Raw genomic sequence first — 13,567 nt, 5'->3', positions numbered from 1 at the left:
TAAGAGGTGCTAAAAAAGATGAAACAAAGTATGTCGTTTATTCCTACATTACGTGAAGTGCCGGCAGATGCGGAAATTAAAAGCCATCAACTGCTGCTTCGTGCCGGCTTTATTCGCCAAAATGCAAGCGGAGTATATAGCTTCTTGCCACTTGGTAAGCGCGTGCTACAAAAAATTGAAGCGATCATTCGTGAAGAAATGGAACGGGCAGGTGCTATTGAACTGTTGATGCCAGCGCTTCAACAGGCAGAATTATGGCAAGAATCAGGTCGTTGGTATTCATACGGACCAGAATTAATGCGTTTAAAAGATCGCCACGATCGCGACTTTGCGCTCGGTGCGACACATGAAGAAGTCATTACGGCGCTCGTTCGTGATGAAGTGAAATCGTATAAACGGTTACCGCTTACGCTTTATCAAATTCAAACGAAGTTTCGCGACGAAAAACGTCCGCGCTTCGGGTTGCTTCGTGGTCGCGAATTTATTATGAAAGATGCGTATTCATTTCACGCTTCACAAGAAAGTTTAGACGAAGTGTACAATAAAATGTACGAAGCATATGCAAACGTGTTCCGGCGCTGCGGATTAAATTTCCGTGCCGTCATTGCGGATTCTGGTGCAATGGGTGGAAAAGATACGCATGAATTTATGGTTTTATCCGATGTCGGTGAAGATACGATTGCATATTCAGATTCCTCTGATTATGCAGCGAACATTGAAATGGCGCCGGTGATTACGACTTATGAGCGAAGTGATGAACCGCATGCACCGCTTGAAAAAGTGCATACACCAGAACAACGTTCCATTGAAGAGGTAAGCCAATTTCTTCAAGTACCAAAAGAAAAATGCATTAAGTCGTTATTATTTAAAGTAGACGATCGTTACGTGCTCGTTCTTGTGCGCGGGGATCATGAAGTGAATGATGTCAAAGTAAAAAATATACTAGAAGCAACTGTCGTGGAATTAGCAACGCCAGAAGAAACGAAGCAAGTGATGAACTGTGAAATTGGTTCACTTGGTCCGATTGGTGTTCGCGATGGTATAATCGTTTTAGCTGACCATGCGGTAAAAGCGATTGTCAATGGCGTGTGCGGAGCGAATGAAGCGCACTATCATTACAAGGGGGTCAATCCAGATCGTGACTTTGCTGCGCAATATGCGGATGTGCGTTTCATTCAAGAAGGAGATCCGTCACCAGATGGAAAAGGAACGATTCGTTTTGCGCGCGGAATTGAAGTTGGACACGTATTTAAACTCGGAACGCGTTATAGCGAAGCGATGAATGCCACGTATTTAGATGAAAACGGACGTACGCAGCCGATGATTATGGGTTGTTATGGTATCGGTGTATCGCGCACACTTGCTGCGATTGCTGAGCAATATAACGATGAGCATGGACTCATATGGCCAACTGCGGTGGCTCCTTTCCACATTCATTTAATTTCTGTCAATCCAAAAGTGGACGAGCAACGGGAGCTTGCCGATGAATGGTATGCACGTTTGCAACAAGAAGGGTTTGAAGTGTTATATGACGATCGTGCCGAGCGTCCAGGAGTCAAATTTGCCGACAGTGATTTAATTGGGTTACCTGTGCGTGTAACAGTCGGAAAGCGTGCAAACGAAGGAATTGTGGAAGTAAAAGTACGAAAAACAGGTGAAACAGAAGAAGTACACGTGTCGCAATTAGTTGAAACGTTGCGCCGCTACTTATAGGCAGAGAGGGGGTTTCCCCCTCTTTCTGTCGTCTATCGCTCCCAAACGATGTATAAAAAAGAAAGGGAGGTGTACCGTTACATTTTTGTAACGAACAACGATGAGGGAAGAACAAAAAGAACGATTTTCGATTTTATTACAACAACTACAACTTTCTTCGCATATGGCAGATGACTTATTGCATGGACAAATTGAAAAAGTAGTTGTTGATAAACGAATGAAATGTTGGCACTTTTATTTTCGATTTCCTACGATCTTACGGGCGCACGTATATGCCGAGTTTCGTAAACGACTCATCGAACAATTTCGCCATATTGCCGATGTACAATGCACGATAGAAGTAGAGGACCAAACGTTTACTGCTGAAGATGTTGTGTCGTACTGGCCAATATTTGTTGACACGATTCAACAAGCATCGCCGCTTTTTTCACTACTGACACAACAGCAACCGGAAGTAAAAGGAACGAAAGTCACTGTCCAAGCGCGCAATGAGGCAGAAGCGATTGCGTTAAAAAAGCGATTTGCGGAAATGTTCGCTACGACGTATGTTTCTTTCGGATTTCCACACTTGCAGTTAGAAGCGAGTGTAAAACACGATGAGCAGCAGTTTGAACAATTTTTAGCGCAAAAACAAAAAGAAGATGAAGAACGAGCGCTAGCCGCGTTTATAGAGGCGATGCCGAAGCAAGAAGAGCCTACTGTAAGTGAAGCAAGCGGTTCGCTTGTGATCGGCTACCAAATTAAAGATGAGGAGCATATTCGTCCGCTCGATCAAATTGTAGAGGAAGAGCGTCGCGTCGTGGTGCAAGGATACATTTTTGATGCTGAAGCAAAAGAACTAAAAAGTGGACGTACGTTATTGACGTTAAAAATGACGGACTACACAAATTCCATTCTTGTCAAAATGTTCTCGCGCGACAAAGAAGATGCCGAGCTTATGCAGCGTGTAAAAAAAGGAATGTGGGTAAAAGTGCGCGGCAGCGTCCAAAATGACACATTCGTGCGCGATCTTGTGCTTATTGCGAACGATTTAAATGAAGTGAAACCGAACGAACGTCAAGATACAGCGGAAGAAAAACGGGTAGAATTGCACGTTCATACACAAATGAGCCAAATGGATGCGGTTGCATCGATCACAAAGCTTGTCGAACAGGCGAAAAAATGGGGACATGAAGCGATTGCTGTCACGGATCATGCCGTCGTTCAATCGTTTCCGGAAGCATATAGCGCGGGAAAAAAATATGGCGTAAAAATTTTATATGGATTAGAGGCAAATATTGTCGATGATGGGGTACCGATCGCTTATAATGAAGCTCATCGACGGCTAATGGACGATACGTTTGTCGTATTTGACGTAGAAACGACAGGGCTTTCTGCTGTATATGACACGATTATTGAATTAGCAGCGGTAAAAGTAAAAAACGGGGAAATTATCGACCGTTTTGAGTCGTTTGCAAATCCGCATCATCCGCTTTCCGCAACGACAATCGAATTAACGAAAATTACAGATGACATGTTAAAAGATGCGCCAGATGTCGAAGAAGTGTTAGAAAAGTTTTATCATTGGATCGATGATTGTGTGCTCGTTGCTCATAATGCGACGTTTGATATCGGTTTTTTAAATGCAGGATTTAAAAAAATTCATCGTGGTAAAGTCAAAAACCCGGTCATTGACACACTTGAACTGGCTCGTTACTTATATCCAGAGTTAAAAAATCATCGTTTAAATACGCTTTGTAAAAAATTTAATATTGAATTAACCCAGCATCATCGCGCCATTTATGACGCAGAAGCGACAGGATATTTACTTATTCATTTGTTAAAAGAACTTGATGAAAAAGGAATTCAATATCTCGATCAATTAAATGAAGCATCGAAAGAACAAGGGGCGTTCCAACGTTCCAGACCGTTTCATGCAACGTTACTTGTACAAAATGAAGTCGGGTTAAAAAATTTATTTAAACTCGTTTCGTTTTCACATGTAAATTATTTTTATCGCGTTCCACGCATTCCACGTTCCGTATTACAACAACATCGCGAAGGGATTTTAGTCGGATCAGGTTGCGATAAAGGCGAACTGTTTGAAGCAATGATGCAAAAAGGAATCGAAGAAGCGGAGGCGATTGCACCGTTTTATGACTTTCTTGAAGTGCATCCGCCAGAAGTATATGCGCCGCTTATTGAGATGGAATATGTACGCGATGAAGAAGCGCTCAAAGAAATTATTACAAACATTGTGCAGCTTGGTGAACGGCTCGGCATTCCGGTTGTCGCGACAGGAAATGTACATTATATCAATCGAGAAGATAAAATATATCGCAAAATTTTAATTCATTCACAATCTGGTGGCAATCCGTTGAATCGTCATGAATTGCCGAACGTTCATTTTCGTACGACAAACGAAATGTTAGAAGCATTTTCGTTTCTTGGTGAACAAAAGGCGAAAGAAATTGTTGTGACAAATACGAAAAAAATTGCCCATTCTATCGAAGAAGTGAAGCCGATTAAAGATGAATTGTACACACCGAAAATTGAAGGGGCGGACGAAGAAATTCGTCGGATGAGTTATGAACGCGCGAAAAGTATTTATGGTGATCCGCTGCCAGACATCGTTGAAAAACGATTAGAAAAAGAATTAAAAAGCATTATTGGCCACGGGTTTGCGGTCATTTATTTAATTTCTCATAAACTTGTAAAGAAATCGCTCGATGATGGATATCTCGTCGGTTCACGCGGTTCGGTCGGCTCATCATTTGTCGCAACGATGACAGAGATTACGGAAGTGAACCCGCTTCCACCGCACTATGTTTGTCCGAACTGTAAACATTCCGAGTTTTTTGATGACGGTTCAGTCGGTTCTGGCTTTGACTTGCCAGATAAAAACTGTCCGCAATGTGGCGCGCGGTACAATAAAGATGGTCACGATATTCCGTTCGAGACGTTTTTAGGGTTTAAAGGAGATAAAGTGCCAGACATTGATTTGAACTTTTCAGGTGAATATCAACCGCGAGCGCATAACTATACGAAAGTGTTATTCGGTGAAGATAACGTATATCGTGCAGGAACGATCGGTACCGTCGCGGACAAAACAGCATACGGATTTGTCAAAGGGTATATAAACGATCAAAACCTTCATGTGCGCGGGGCAGAAATTGATCGCTTAGCAGCAGGATGTACAGGAGTGAAGCGAACGACTGGACAACATCCAGGGGGGATTATCGTCGTTCCAGATTACATGGATATTTATGACTTTACGCCGATTCAATATCCAGCCGACGATACAAGTGCGGAATGGCGCACGACGCATTTTGACTTCCACTCGATTCATGATAACTTATTAAAACTCGATATTCTCGGACACGATGATCCAACGGTCATTCGGATGTTGCAAGATTTAAGTGGAATTGATCCAAAGACAATACCGACAGACGATCCGGAAGTGATGAAAATTTTTAGTAGTACACAATCGCTTGGCGTGACGCCGGAACAAATTATGTGTAACACCGGAACGCTCGGCATCCCAGAGTTCGGTACAAGATTTGTTCGTCAAATGTTAGAAGAAACAAAACCGAAAACATTTTCAGAGCTTGTACAAATTTCTGGACTATCGCACGGAACGGACGTTTGGCTCGGCAATGCACAAGAGCTCATTCAAAATGGGACATGTACGTTATCAGAAGTGATTGGATGTCGCGACGACATTATGGTGTATTTAATTTATCGTGGGTTAGAGCCGTCGTTAGCGTTTAAAATTATGGAGTCCGTTCGAAAAGGAAAAGGATTAACGCCAGAGTTTGAAGAAGAAATGCGCAAACATGATGTGCCAGAATGGTACATTGAGTCATGTAAAAAAATTAAATATATGTTCCCGAAAGCGCATGCCGCTGCTTACGTGCTTATGGCTGTTCGCATTGCATACTTTAAAGTCCATCATCCGCTTCTTTATTACGCATCGTATTTTACCGTGCGTGCGGAAGATTTTGATTTAGATGCGATGATTCAAGGGTCTGCTGCGATACGTAGACGAATTGAAGAAATTCAAGCAAAAGGGCTTGATGCGTCTGCGAAAGAAAAAAGCTTGTTGACTGTGCTTGAAATTGCCCTTGAAATGTGTGAACGAGGATTTTCATTTAAAAATATTGATTTGTATCGTTCGCAAGCCACAGAGTTTGTTATTGACGGAAATTCGCTTATTCCGCCGTTTAATGCGATTCCTGGGCTAGGGACAAACGTCGCGCAAAGCATTGTACGCGCTCGCGAAGAAGGGGAATTTTTATCGAAAGAAGATTTGCAACAACGCGGCAAAGTATCGAAAACGATTTTAGAATATCTCGAAAGTCGTGGATGTTTGCAGTCGCTACCAGATCACAATCAATTATCACTATTTTGAATGAGTTGCAATTTTTTTGCCAATATGTTATAGTTCTAGTGGAAATGGTAAAGATAATGGACAAAAAGAGTGGGGAAACCCACTCTTTCGTATTGATTCGAGATTCCTTGCCAGCCGCAAGGGATTTTCTTGCAGTTAGGAGGACCAACATGAAAAAAGTGACGCACATCGTTGAGGAGCTCGTCACCCCGATCGTGACAGATATGGGGTTAGAACTTGTCGACATTGAATATGTGAAAGAAGGAAAGAACTGGTTTTTGCGCGTCTTTATTGATTCACCAACTGGAATTGATATCGATCAATGCGGTGTCGTAAGCGAGCGATTAAGTGAAAAGCTTGATGAAATCGATCCGATTCCGCACAATTACTTTTTAGAAGTATCGTCACCAGGGGCGGAACGTCCGCTTAAAAAGGCAAAAGATTTTGAACGTGCCGTTGGGAAAAACGTTTATGTGAAAACGTATGAGCCAATTGATGGTCAAAAAGAATTTGAAGGACGGTTAACTGCATTTGATGGTCAAACGGTGACCGTAGAAGTAAAAGTCAAAACAAAGAAAAAAATGGTGACGATTCCATACGAAAAAGTAGCTAGTGCACGGCTAGCTGTCATTTTCTCTTAATTCACATTAAAGGGGGACGACCGGTTCATGAATACAGAATTGTTAGATGCCTTAACAGCGCTTGAGCGCGATAAAGGCATTAGTAAAGAAGTGCTAATTGAAGCGATTGAAGCGGCCATTGTATCCGCTTATAAACGCAATTTTAATCAAGCGCAAAACGTTCGTGTCGATTTTAATCAAGAGACAGGGACAATTCGTGTATTTGCTCGCAAAGAAGTAGTCGATGAAGTGTACGATTCACGCTTAGAAATTTCACTTGATGAAGCAAAGCGAATAAACCCGAATTATCAAGTAGGCGATGTCGTTGAAATTGAAGTGACGCCGAAAAACTTCGGACGCATCGCTGCGCAAACAGCAAAGCAAGTCGTCACGCAACGCGTTCGCGAAGCAGAGCGTGGAGTCATTTATGCCGAATTTGTTGACCGAGAAGAAGATATTATGACAGGTATTGTTCAGCGGACGGATTCGAAATTTATTTACGTCAGCCTCGGCAAAATTGAGGCGTTGCTTCCGGTGAGCGAACAAATGCCGAATGAAACGTATAAGCCACATGATCGCATTAAAGTGTACATTACAAAAGTCGAAAAAACGACAAAAGGTCCACAAATTTACGTATCGCGCACGCATCCAGGTTTATTAAAGCGATTGTTTGAATTAGAAGTACCAGAAATTTATGACGGTACGGTAGAAATTAAATCGGTTGCACGCGAAGCAGGAGATCGCTCAAAAATTTCTGTTCATTCCGATAACCCAGAAGTCGATCCGGTTGGTGCATGTGTTGGACCTAAAGGACAACGGGTGCAAGCGATCGTAAACGAGTTAAAAGGCGAAAAAATCGACATCGTTCGTTGGTCAGCGGATCCTGTTGAATTTGTCGCTAATGCGTTAAGCCCATCCAAAGTGCTTGACGTCATCGTCAATGAAGAAGAAAAAGCGACAACGGTCATCGTACCAGATTATCAACTTTCACTTGCTATTGGGAAACGTGGACAAAACGCTCGTTTAGCAGCGAAATTAACAAATTGGAAAATTGATATTAAAAGTCAGTCTGAAGCGGAGCAATTAGGTATTTACCCTCGTTCTTCATCATCGTTCCAAGTTGACGAAGAGGAGATTAGTGAGGTGGAATAATATGCCAAAAAAAATTCCGATGCGCAAATGTGTTGTCACAGGGGAAATGAAGCCGAAAAAAGAGCTCATTCGCATCGTTCGTTCAAAAGAAGGCGACGTATCGATTGACCCGACAGGAAAAAAAGCGGGACGAGGTGCATACATTACGCTAAGTAAAGAATGCATTTTGCTTGCGAAAAAGAAAAATACGCTTGCGCATCATTTGAAAGCGACTATTGACGATTCGATTTACGAACAGCTATTACAGCTCGCCGAGAAGGAGAATGGAGAAACAAATGAATCATAAACCGTGGGCTTCTTTTCTCGGATTAGCGAATCGGGCGCGCAAAGTCATTTCGGGAGAAGAGCTCGTTGTGAAAGAAATTCAGCGTAAGCGCGTGAAGCTTGTCATTTTATCGGAAGATGCGTCAGAAAATACGAGAAAAAAAATTTCCGATAAATGTGTGTTTTATCGCGTTCCGCTTTGTTATGTAGACAATCGCTATGAATTAGGTGGAGCGATTGGCAAAGGAGCACGGGTCGTTGTAGCAATTACGGATGAAGGATTCGCACAAAAGCTAAAAACGATGCTCTAACATTTTGGGGGTGAATGTATGTCAAAAATGCGTGTATACGAATATGCCAAAAAACATGACGTGTCAAGTAAAGATGTCATCCATAAATTAAAAGAAATGAACATCGACGTATCGAACCATATGACGATGATTGAAGCGGATGTTGTCGAACAACTCGATCGTTCGTTCAAAAAAGAACAAAAGCAAGAGCAAAAACAAGAAACGAAAAAAGAAGAAAAGAAAGCACCTGTAAAAAAACCTGTTTTAGAACAGTTTGAAGAAGATGACGATGAAGTCATTCAAACGAAAGTGCCGATCAAAAAAGCAGTAGTAAAAAATCGCGAAGGGAAAAAACACGACTTGCAAATTCAACAAAAAGAAAAGAAAATTTTCAATAACAAAAAAAATAAAAAACAAAAACCTCAACAAGCTCCACAACAAGAAGTGCAAAAGAAAAAAGAAAAAGAGCTTCCGAAAAAAATTACATTTGAAGGTTCTTTAACGGTCGCGGAGTTAGCAAAAAAATTAGGCAAAGAGCCTTCTGAAATTATTAAAAAGCTATTTATGCTTGGCATCATTGCAACAATTAACAAAGATTTGGACAAAGATGCGATCGAGCTCATTTGCTCTGACTACGGTGTAGAAGTAGAAGAAAAGGTAACGATTGACGAAACAGAATTTGAAACGATTGAAATCGTTGATCATCCAGAAGATTTAGTTGAACGTCCGCCTGTTGTCACAATTATGGGACACGTTGACCACGGAAAAACAACGTTGCTTGACTCGATTCGCCATACGAAAGTAACGGAGCAAGAAGCTGGCGGTATTACACAACATATCGGTGCGTATCAAGTTGTTGTAAACGGCAAAAAAATCACATTTTTAGATACACCTGGTCACGAAGCGTTCACAACGATGCGTGCACGCGGTGCACAAGTGACAGATATCGTCATTCTTGTTGTCGCAGCAGATGACGGAGTGATGCCGCAAACCGTTGAAGCGATTAACCATGCGAAAGCGGCAAAGGTTCCAATTATCGTCGCGGTCAATAAAATCGATAAGCCTACAGCGAATCCAGATCGCGTCATGCAAGAGCTAATGGAATATGAGCTCGTTCCAGAAGAATGGGGCGGCGATACAATTTATTGTAAGCTATCTGCGTTAACAGGCGAAGGGATTGACAACTTGCTTGAAATGATTTTGCTTGTAAGCGAAATGGAAGAGTTAAAAGCGAATCCAAACCGTCGTGCGACGGGAACGGTCATTGAAGCGAAGCTCGATAAAGGTCGCGGTCCAGTGGCAACGCTTCTCGTTCAATCAGGTACGTTGCGCGTTGGTGATCCGATCGTTGTCGGTTATACGTACGGACGTGTACGGGCGATGACGAACGATCTAGGACGCCGTGTAAAAGAAGCGGGTCCATCGACACCGGTTGAAATTACCGGATTAAACGAGGTGCCGCAAGCAGGCGATCGCTTCATGGTGTTTGAGGACGAGAAAAAAGCACGTCAAATTGGCGAAGCTCGCGCCCAAAAGCAAATTGTGCAACAACGAAGCGTAAAAGCGCGCGTTAGCTTAGACGACTTGTTTGAAAAAATTAAGCAAGGCGAAATGAAAGAATTAAATATTATTGTCAAAGCCGACGTACAAGGTTCTGTAGAAGCGCTCGTTGCGGCATTGCAAAAAATCGAAGTCGAAGGCGTACGCGTGAAAATTATTCACTCCGGTGTAGGTGCGGTGACGGAATACGATATTATGCTTGCATCTGCATCAAATGCGATTGTCATCGGCTTTAACGTTCGTCCAGATGCGAACGCAAAACGTGTCGCGGAAGCAGAAAAAGTCGATATTCGTCTCCATCGCATCATTTACAAAGTCATCGAAGAAATTGAAGCAGCGATGAAAGGGATGCTTGATCCAGAGTACGAAGAAAAAGTGATCGGTCAGGCGGAAGTGCGTCAAACGTTCAAAGTATCAAAAGTTGGTACCATTGCAGGATGCTATGTGACAGATGGAAAAATTACGCGCGATAGCAGCGTCCGTCTCATTCGTCAAGGCATCGTCGTTTACGAAGGACAAATTGATACGTTAAAACGTTACAAAGACGATGTAAAAGAAGTCGCACAAGGATACGAGTGCGGGATAACGATTAAAAACTTTAATGACATTAAAGAAGGAGACGTCATTGAAGCATATATTATGCAAGAAGTGGAGCGCAAATGATCGGATACGTCGAATGTGAATGCATCATTTACGACGTCCAATCATTAAAAGAAAAACGAGCCGTGTTGCAACGCATTGTCACACGGCTTAAACAAAAATATAATATATCAGTAGCCGAAGTAGATTACCAAAACGTATGGCAACGAACGAAGCTAGGGATTGTAGCGATTACAGCCGAGCGAACAGCGACGGAACAAGAGCTACATCGGGCGTTACAATTTATCGATTCGTTTCCAGAAATCGAACGAACGGTTACAACATTCGAGTGGTTTTAATCGAGGTGATGACAATGAGTTTGCGAGCCACACGTGTAGGCGAACAAATGAAAAAAGAATTAAGCGATATTATCGGACGCAAACTAAAAGACCCGCGCATCGGTTTCGTTACCGTAACAGATGTTCGTGTAACGGGTGATTTGCAACAAGCAAAAGTGTATATTTCTGTTCTTGGTGATGAAGAACAAAAGAAAAATACGCTAAAAGGGTTAGCGAAAGCGACGGGCTTTATCCGTTCAGAAATTGGCCAGCGTATTCGTTTGCGCAAAACACCTGAAATTTACTTTGAAATTGATGAAACGATCGATTACGGTCAACGAATTGAAAGCTTAATTAAACAAATTTCCGAAGAAAAAGAACATAAAGAAGAATAATGGATAGACGTGCGTCTATCCATTTCCGCTATTTTAGAGGTGAAGCGATGGACGGAGTGTTATTGTTACATAAACCTGCAGGCATGACGTCACACGACTGCGTCATGCGCATTCGTAAATTATTTCAAACGAAAAAAGTTGGTCATACCGGAACGCTTGATCCTGACGTAAGTGGTGTATTGCCCATTTGCATCGGCAAAGCAACAAAAATCGTTGAACTACTAACAGCGGAGAGAAAAACTTATGAAGGAGAAGTGACGTTAGGCATAGCGACGACAACAGAAGATGCATCAGGTGACATCGTTTCAGAGAAGCCGATTGAACAGCCGATTTTTCGTCATGACATTGAACGAGTATTCGCTAATCTCACTGGGGACATTGAACAAGTTCCACCGATGTATTCTGCAGTAAAAGTAAATGGAAAAAAACTGTATGAGTATGCACGCGCAGGTATTGACGTAGAACGACCGAAACGAAACGTCCACATTTTTGAACTGCTCCTTCTTGATGACAGACAAGTATTTACAGGTGAACGGATATCGTTTCGTTTTCGCGTGACATGTAGTAAAGGGACATACGTGCGTACACTCGCTGTTCAAATCGGCGAGCGACTTGGGTATCCGGCGCACATGTCACATCTTGTTCGCACAGCGTCAGGACCGTTTACGCTCGATCAATGCGTGTCGTTTGCTGACATCGAACAGCATGTCGTAGCTGGTACAGCGCATACGTTACTTTTACCGATTAAACGAGCGCTAGCTCATTTCCCAACGTATGTCATGAGTAAGGAAGAAGAGGAAAAAGTAAAACATGGGGGGCTTTTACCTATTCTACCTTCTATGCCAGAGCGTCTGTTAATGGTTAATGAACAAGGTGAAGCGTTAGCGATTTATATGCCTCATCCGACAAAGCAAAGCTATATGAAACCTTTAAAAGTATTGTAGGTGAAAAAGATGAAAACCATTTGGCTGTCCCATCCGTTAAACAAAAAAAATGATGCTCCGCTTGTTATGGCGCTCGGTTATTTTGACGGCGTTCATCTTGGGCATCAAAAAGTCATTCAAACGGCAAAACAAATCGCTGATCAATATGGATACAAAAGCGCGGTCATGACGTTCCATCCGCATCCGTCGGTCGTGCTCGGACGCTCACAACAACATGTTCGATTTATTACACCATTAAAGGAAAAAGAAAAACAAATTGCAAAACTTGGCGTCGATTATTTATACGTTGTTGAATTTACGCCTGAATTTGCTTATTTGTTGCCGCAACAATTTGTCGATGAATACATCATTGGTCTTGGTGTGAAGCATGTCGTGGCAGGATTTGATTTTACGTACGGCCGCTTAGGAAAAGGGACGATGGAAACATTGCCATTTCATTCTCGTGAACAATTTACGCAAACCGTCATTCCAAAACAGACGTTTGGGGAAGAAAAAATTAGCTCCACATATATTCGGCAACGGTTAGCTGAAGGGGACGTGGAACAGCTACCTTATTTGCTCGGAAGATGGTATGAAGTAACAGGCACAGTCATTCATGGGGATAAACGCGGACGGACGATTGGATTTCCAACGGCAAACGTTGCGCTTGACGATGACTATATAATCCCGCGCATTGGTGTATATGCTGTCACGGTAACGATAGATGGCAACACGTGGACGGGAGTATGCAACGTCGGGTATAAGCCGACGTTCCACGCCCAACAACAAAAAGATCCAACGATTGAAGTGCATTTGTTTGACTTTTCAGCAGACATTTACGGTGCGCATGTATGTATTCAATGGCATAAACGATTGCGTGATGAACGAGCATTTTCTTCCGTTCACGAGCTCGTTGAACAAATTCATCGCGATGCTCAAGCGGCACGCGAATATTTTCAAAATCCCCTTGCATTTTATCGGAAAAACATGTATTCTATTTAATGTATGTTAACCATTGCTGGGCAAGACGAGTCACCGCCGTTTGCTCGGTAACTGGGGTTGAAAAAAGAGGAGGTGAACAAGGATGGCATTAACACAAGAGCGTAAAAACGAGATCATCAACCAGTTCAAAATTCACGAAACTGACACAGGTTCTCCAGAAGTACAAGTTGCTATCCTTACAGAGCAAATTAACAACTTGAACGAACATTTACGTGTTCATCGTAAGGACCATCATTCTCGTCGTGGTCTTTTGAAAATGGTTGGTCGTCGTCGTAACTTACTTACGTATTTACGTAACAAAGACATCAACCGTTATCGTGAATTGATTAACAAACTCGGATTACGCCGATAAGTAAAAAGCG

General features: G+C 42.4%; 12 protein-coding genes. All 12 read left to right on the top strand.

What is annotated here, in order from left to right; genetic code table 11:
* Positions 1 to 18 precede the first annotated feature (18 nt).
* Positions 19 to 1,713: a proline--tRNA ligase gene (locus K1I43_RS00445; RefSeq protein ID WP_009732923.1), complete on the top strand. Its 1,695-nt coding sequence runs from the start codon at positions 19 to 21 to the stop codon at positions 1,711 to 1,713.
* A gap of 100 nt (positions 1,714 to 1,813) precedes the next feature.
* Positions 1,814 to 6,103, top strand: coding sequence for a PolC-type DNA polymerase III (locus K1I43_RS00440; RefSeq protein WP_019418448.1), 4,290 nt, complete (start codon positions 1,814 to 1,816; stop codon positions 6,101 to 6,103).
* 149 nt (positions 6,104 to 6,252) lie between these two features.
* A complete protein-coding gene (gene rimP, locus K1I43_RS00435; RefSeq protein ID WP_026011822.1) occupies positions 6,253 to 6,723 on the top strand; it encodes a ribosome maturation factor RimP in 471 nt (156 codons plus the stop codon).
* 27 nt (positions 6,724 to 6,750) lie between these two features.
* Positions 6,751 to 7,854, top strand: coding sequence for a transcription termination factor NusA (gene nusA / locus K1I43_RS00430; RefSeq protein ID WP_006322329.1), 1,104 nt, complete (start codon positions 6,751 to 6,753; stop codon positions 7,852 to 7,854).
* Position 7,855: 1 nt separating this feature from the next.
* Positions 7,856 to 8,140 (top strand): RNase P modulator RnpM, encoded by a 285-nt coding sequence (gene rnpM / locus K1I43_RS00425; RefSeq protein WP_009732926.1) that lies wholly within the window; start codon positions 7,856 to 7,858, stop codon positions 8,138 to 8,140.
* Positions 8,130 to 8,429 (top strand): YlxQ family RNA-binding protein, encoded by a 300-nt coding sequence (locus tag K1I43_RS00420; RefSeq protein ID WP_020424598.1) that lies wholly within the window; start codon positions 8,130 to 8,132, stop codon positions 8,427 to 8,429. Before rnpM ends, K1I43_RS00420 begins: the two co-directional genes overlap by 11 nt.
* Before the next feature lie 18 nt (positions 8,430 to 8,447).
* Entirely contained in the window at positions 8,448 to 10,631 is a 2,184-nt protein-coding gene (gene infB, locus K1I43_RS00415; RefSeq protein ID WP_019418450.1) for a translation initiation factor IF-2, read from the top strand.
* Positions 10,628 to 10,906 carry a DUF503 domain-containing protein gene (locus K1I43_RS00410; RefSeq protein WP_009732929.1) on the top strand — a complete coding sequence of 93 codons (279 nt, stop codon included), beginning with the start codon at positions 10,628 to 10,630 and terminating at the stop codon, positions 10,904 to 10,906. Before infB ends, K1I43_RS00410 begins: the two co-directional genes overlap by 4 nt.
* 14 nt (positions 10,907 to 10,920) lie before the next feature.
* On the top strand, positions 10,921 to 11,280 hold the full coding sequence (rbfA, locus tag K1I43_RS00405; RefSeq protein ID WP_003394813.1) for a 30S ribosome-binding factor RbfA: 360 nt from the start codon (positions 10,921 to 10,923) through the stop codon (positions 11,278 to 11,280).
* Positions 11,281 to 11,327: 47 nt separating this feature from the next.
* A complete protein-coding gene (gene truB, locus K1I43_RS00400) occupies positions 11,328 to 12,224 on the top strand; it encodes a tRNA pseudouridine(55) synthase TruB (protein ID WP_026011823.1) in 897 nt (298 codons plus the stop codon).
* Positions 12,225 to 12,233: 9 nt separating this feature from the next.
* A complete protein-coding gene (ribF, locus tag K1I43_RS00395) occupies positions 12,234 to 13,205 on the top strand; it encodes a bifunctional riboflavin kinase/FAD synthetase (RefSeq protein WP_026011824.1) in 972 nt (323 codons plus the stop codon).
* A gap of 82 nt (positions 13,206 to 13,287) precedes the next feature.
* Complete coding sequence (gene rpsO / locus K1I43_RS00390) at positions 13,288 to 13,557, top strand: 30S ribosomal protein S15 (RefSeq protein WP_003394805.1); 270 nt, start codon at positions 13,288 to 13,290, stop codon at positions 13,555 to 13,557.
* Positions 13,558 to 13,567: the final 10 nt, after the last annotated feature.

The sequence above is a fragment of the Anoxybacillus sp. ST70 genome, assembly GCF_019553625.1.
Classification (GTDB): Bacteria; Bacillota; Bacilli; order Bacillales; family Anoxybacillaceae; genus Anoxybacillus; species Anoxybacillus gonensis.
This window is presented reverse-complemented; position numbering and strand designations above follow the sequence as displayed.

Excerpts from the sequence above, each read along its gene's own strand:
- K1I43_RS00440 (WP_019418448.1), top strand. The coding sequence starts at position 1,814 with ATGAGGGAAGAACAAAAAGAACGATTTTCGATTTTATTACAACAACTA.
- nusA (WP_006322329.1), top strand. The coding sequence starts at position 6,751 with ATGAATACAGAATTGTTAGATGCCTTAACAGCGCTTGAGCGCGATAAA.
- rnpM (WP_009732926.1), top strand. The coding sequence starts at position 7,856 with ATGCCAAAAAAAATTCCGATGCGCAAATGTGTTGTCACAGGGGAAATG.
- rpsO (WP_003394805.1), top strand. The coding sequence starts at position 13,288 with ATGGCATTAACACAAGAGCGTAAAAACGAGATCATCAACCAGTTCAAA.
- rimP (WP_026011822.1), top strand. The coding sequence starts at position 6,253 with ATGAAAAAAGTGACGCACATCGTTGAGGAGCTCGTCACCCCGATCGTG.
- infB (WP_019418450.1), top strand. The coding sequence starts at position 8,448 with ATGTCAAAAATGCGTGTATACGAATATGCCAAAAAACATGACGTGTCA.
- ribF (WP_026011824.1), top strand. The coding sequence starts at position 12,234 with ATGAAAACCATTTGGCTGTCCCATCCGTTAAACAAAAAAAATGATGCT.
- K1I43_RS00420 (WP_020424598.1), top strand. The coding sequence starts at position 8,130 with ATGAATCATAAACCGTGGGCTTCTTTTCTCGGATTAGCGAATCGGGCG.
- truB (WP_026011823.1), top strand. The coding sequence starts at position 11,328 with ATGGACGGAGTGTTATTGTTACATAAACCTGCAGGCATGACGTCACAC.
- K1I43_RS00410 (WP_009732929.1), top strand. The coding sequence starts at position 10,628 with ATGATCGGATACGTCGAATGTGAATGCATCATTTACGACGTCCAATCA.
- rbfA (WP_003394813.1), top strand. The coding sequence starts at position 10,921 with ATGAGTTTGCGAGCCACACGTGTAGGCGAACAAATGAAAAAAGAATTA.
- K1I43_RS00445 (WP_009732923.1), top strand. The coding sequence starts at position 19 with ATGAAACAAAGTATGTCGTTTATTCCTACATTACGTGAAGTGCCGGCA.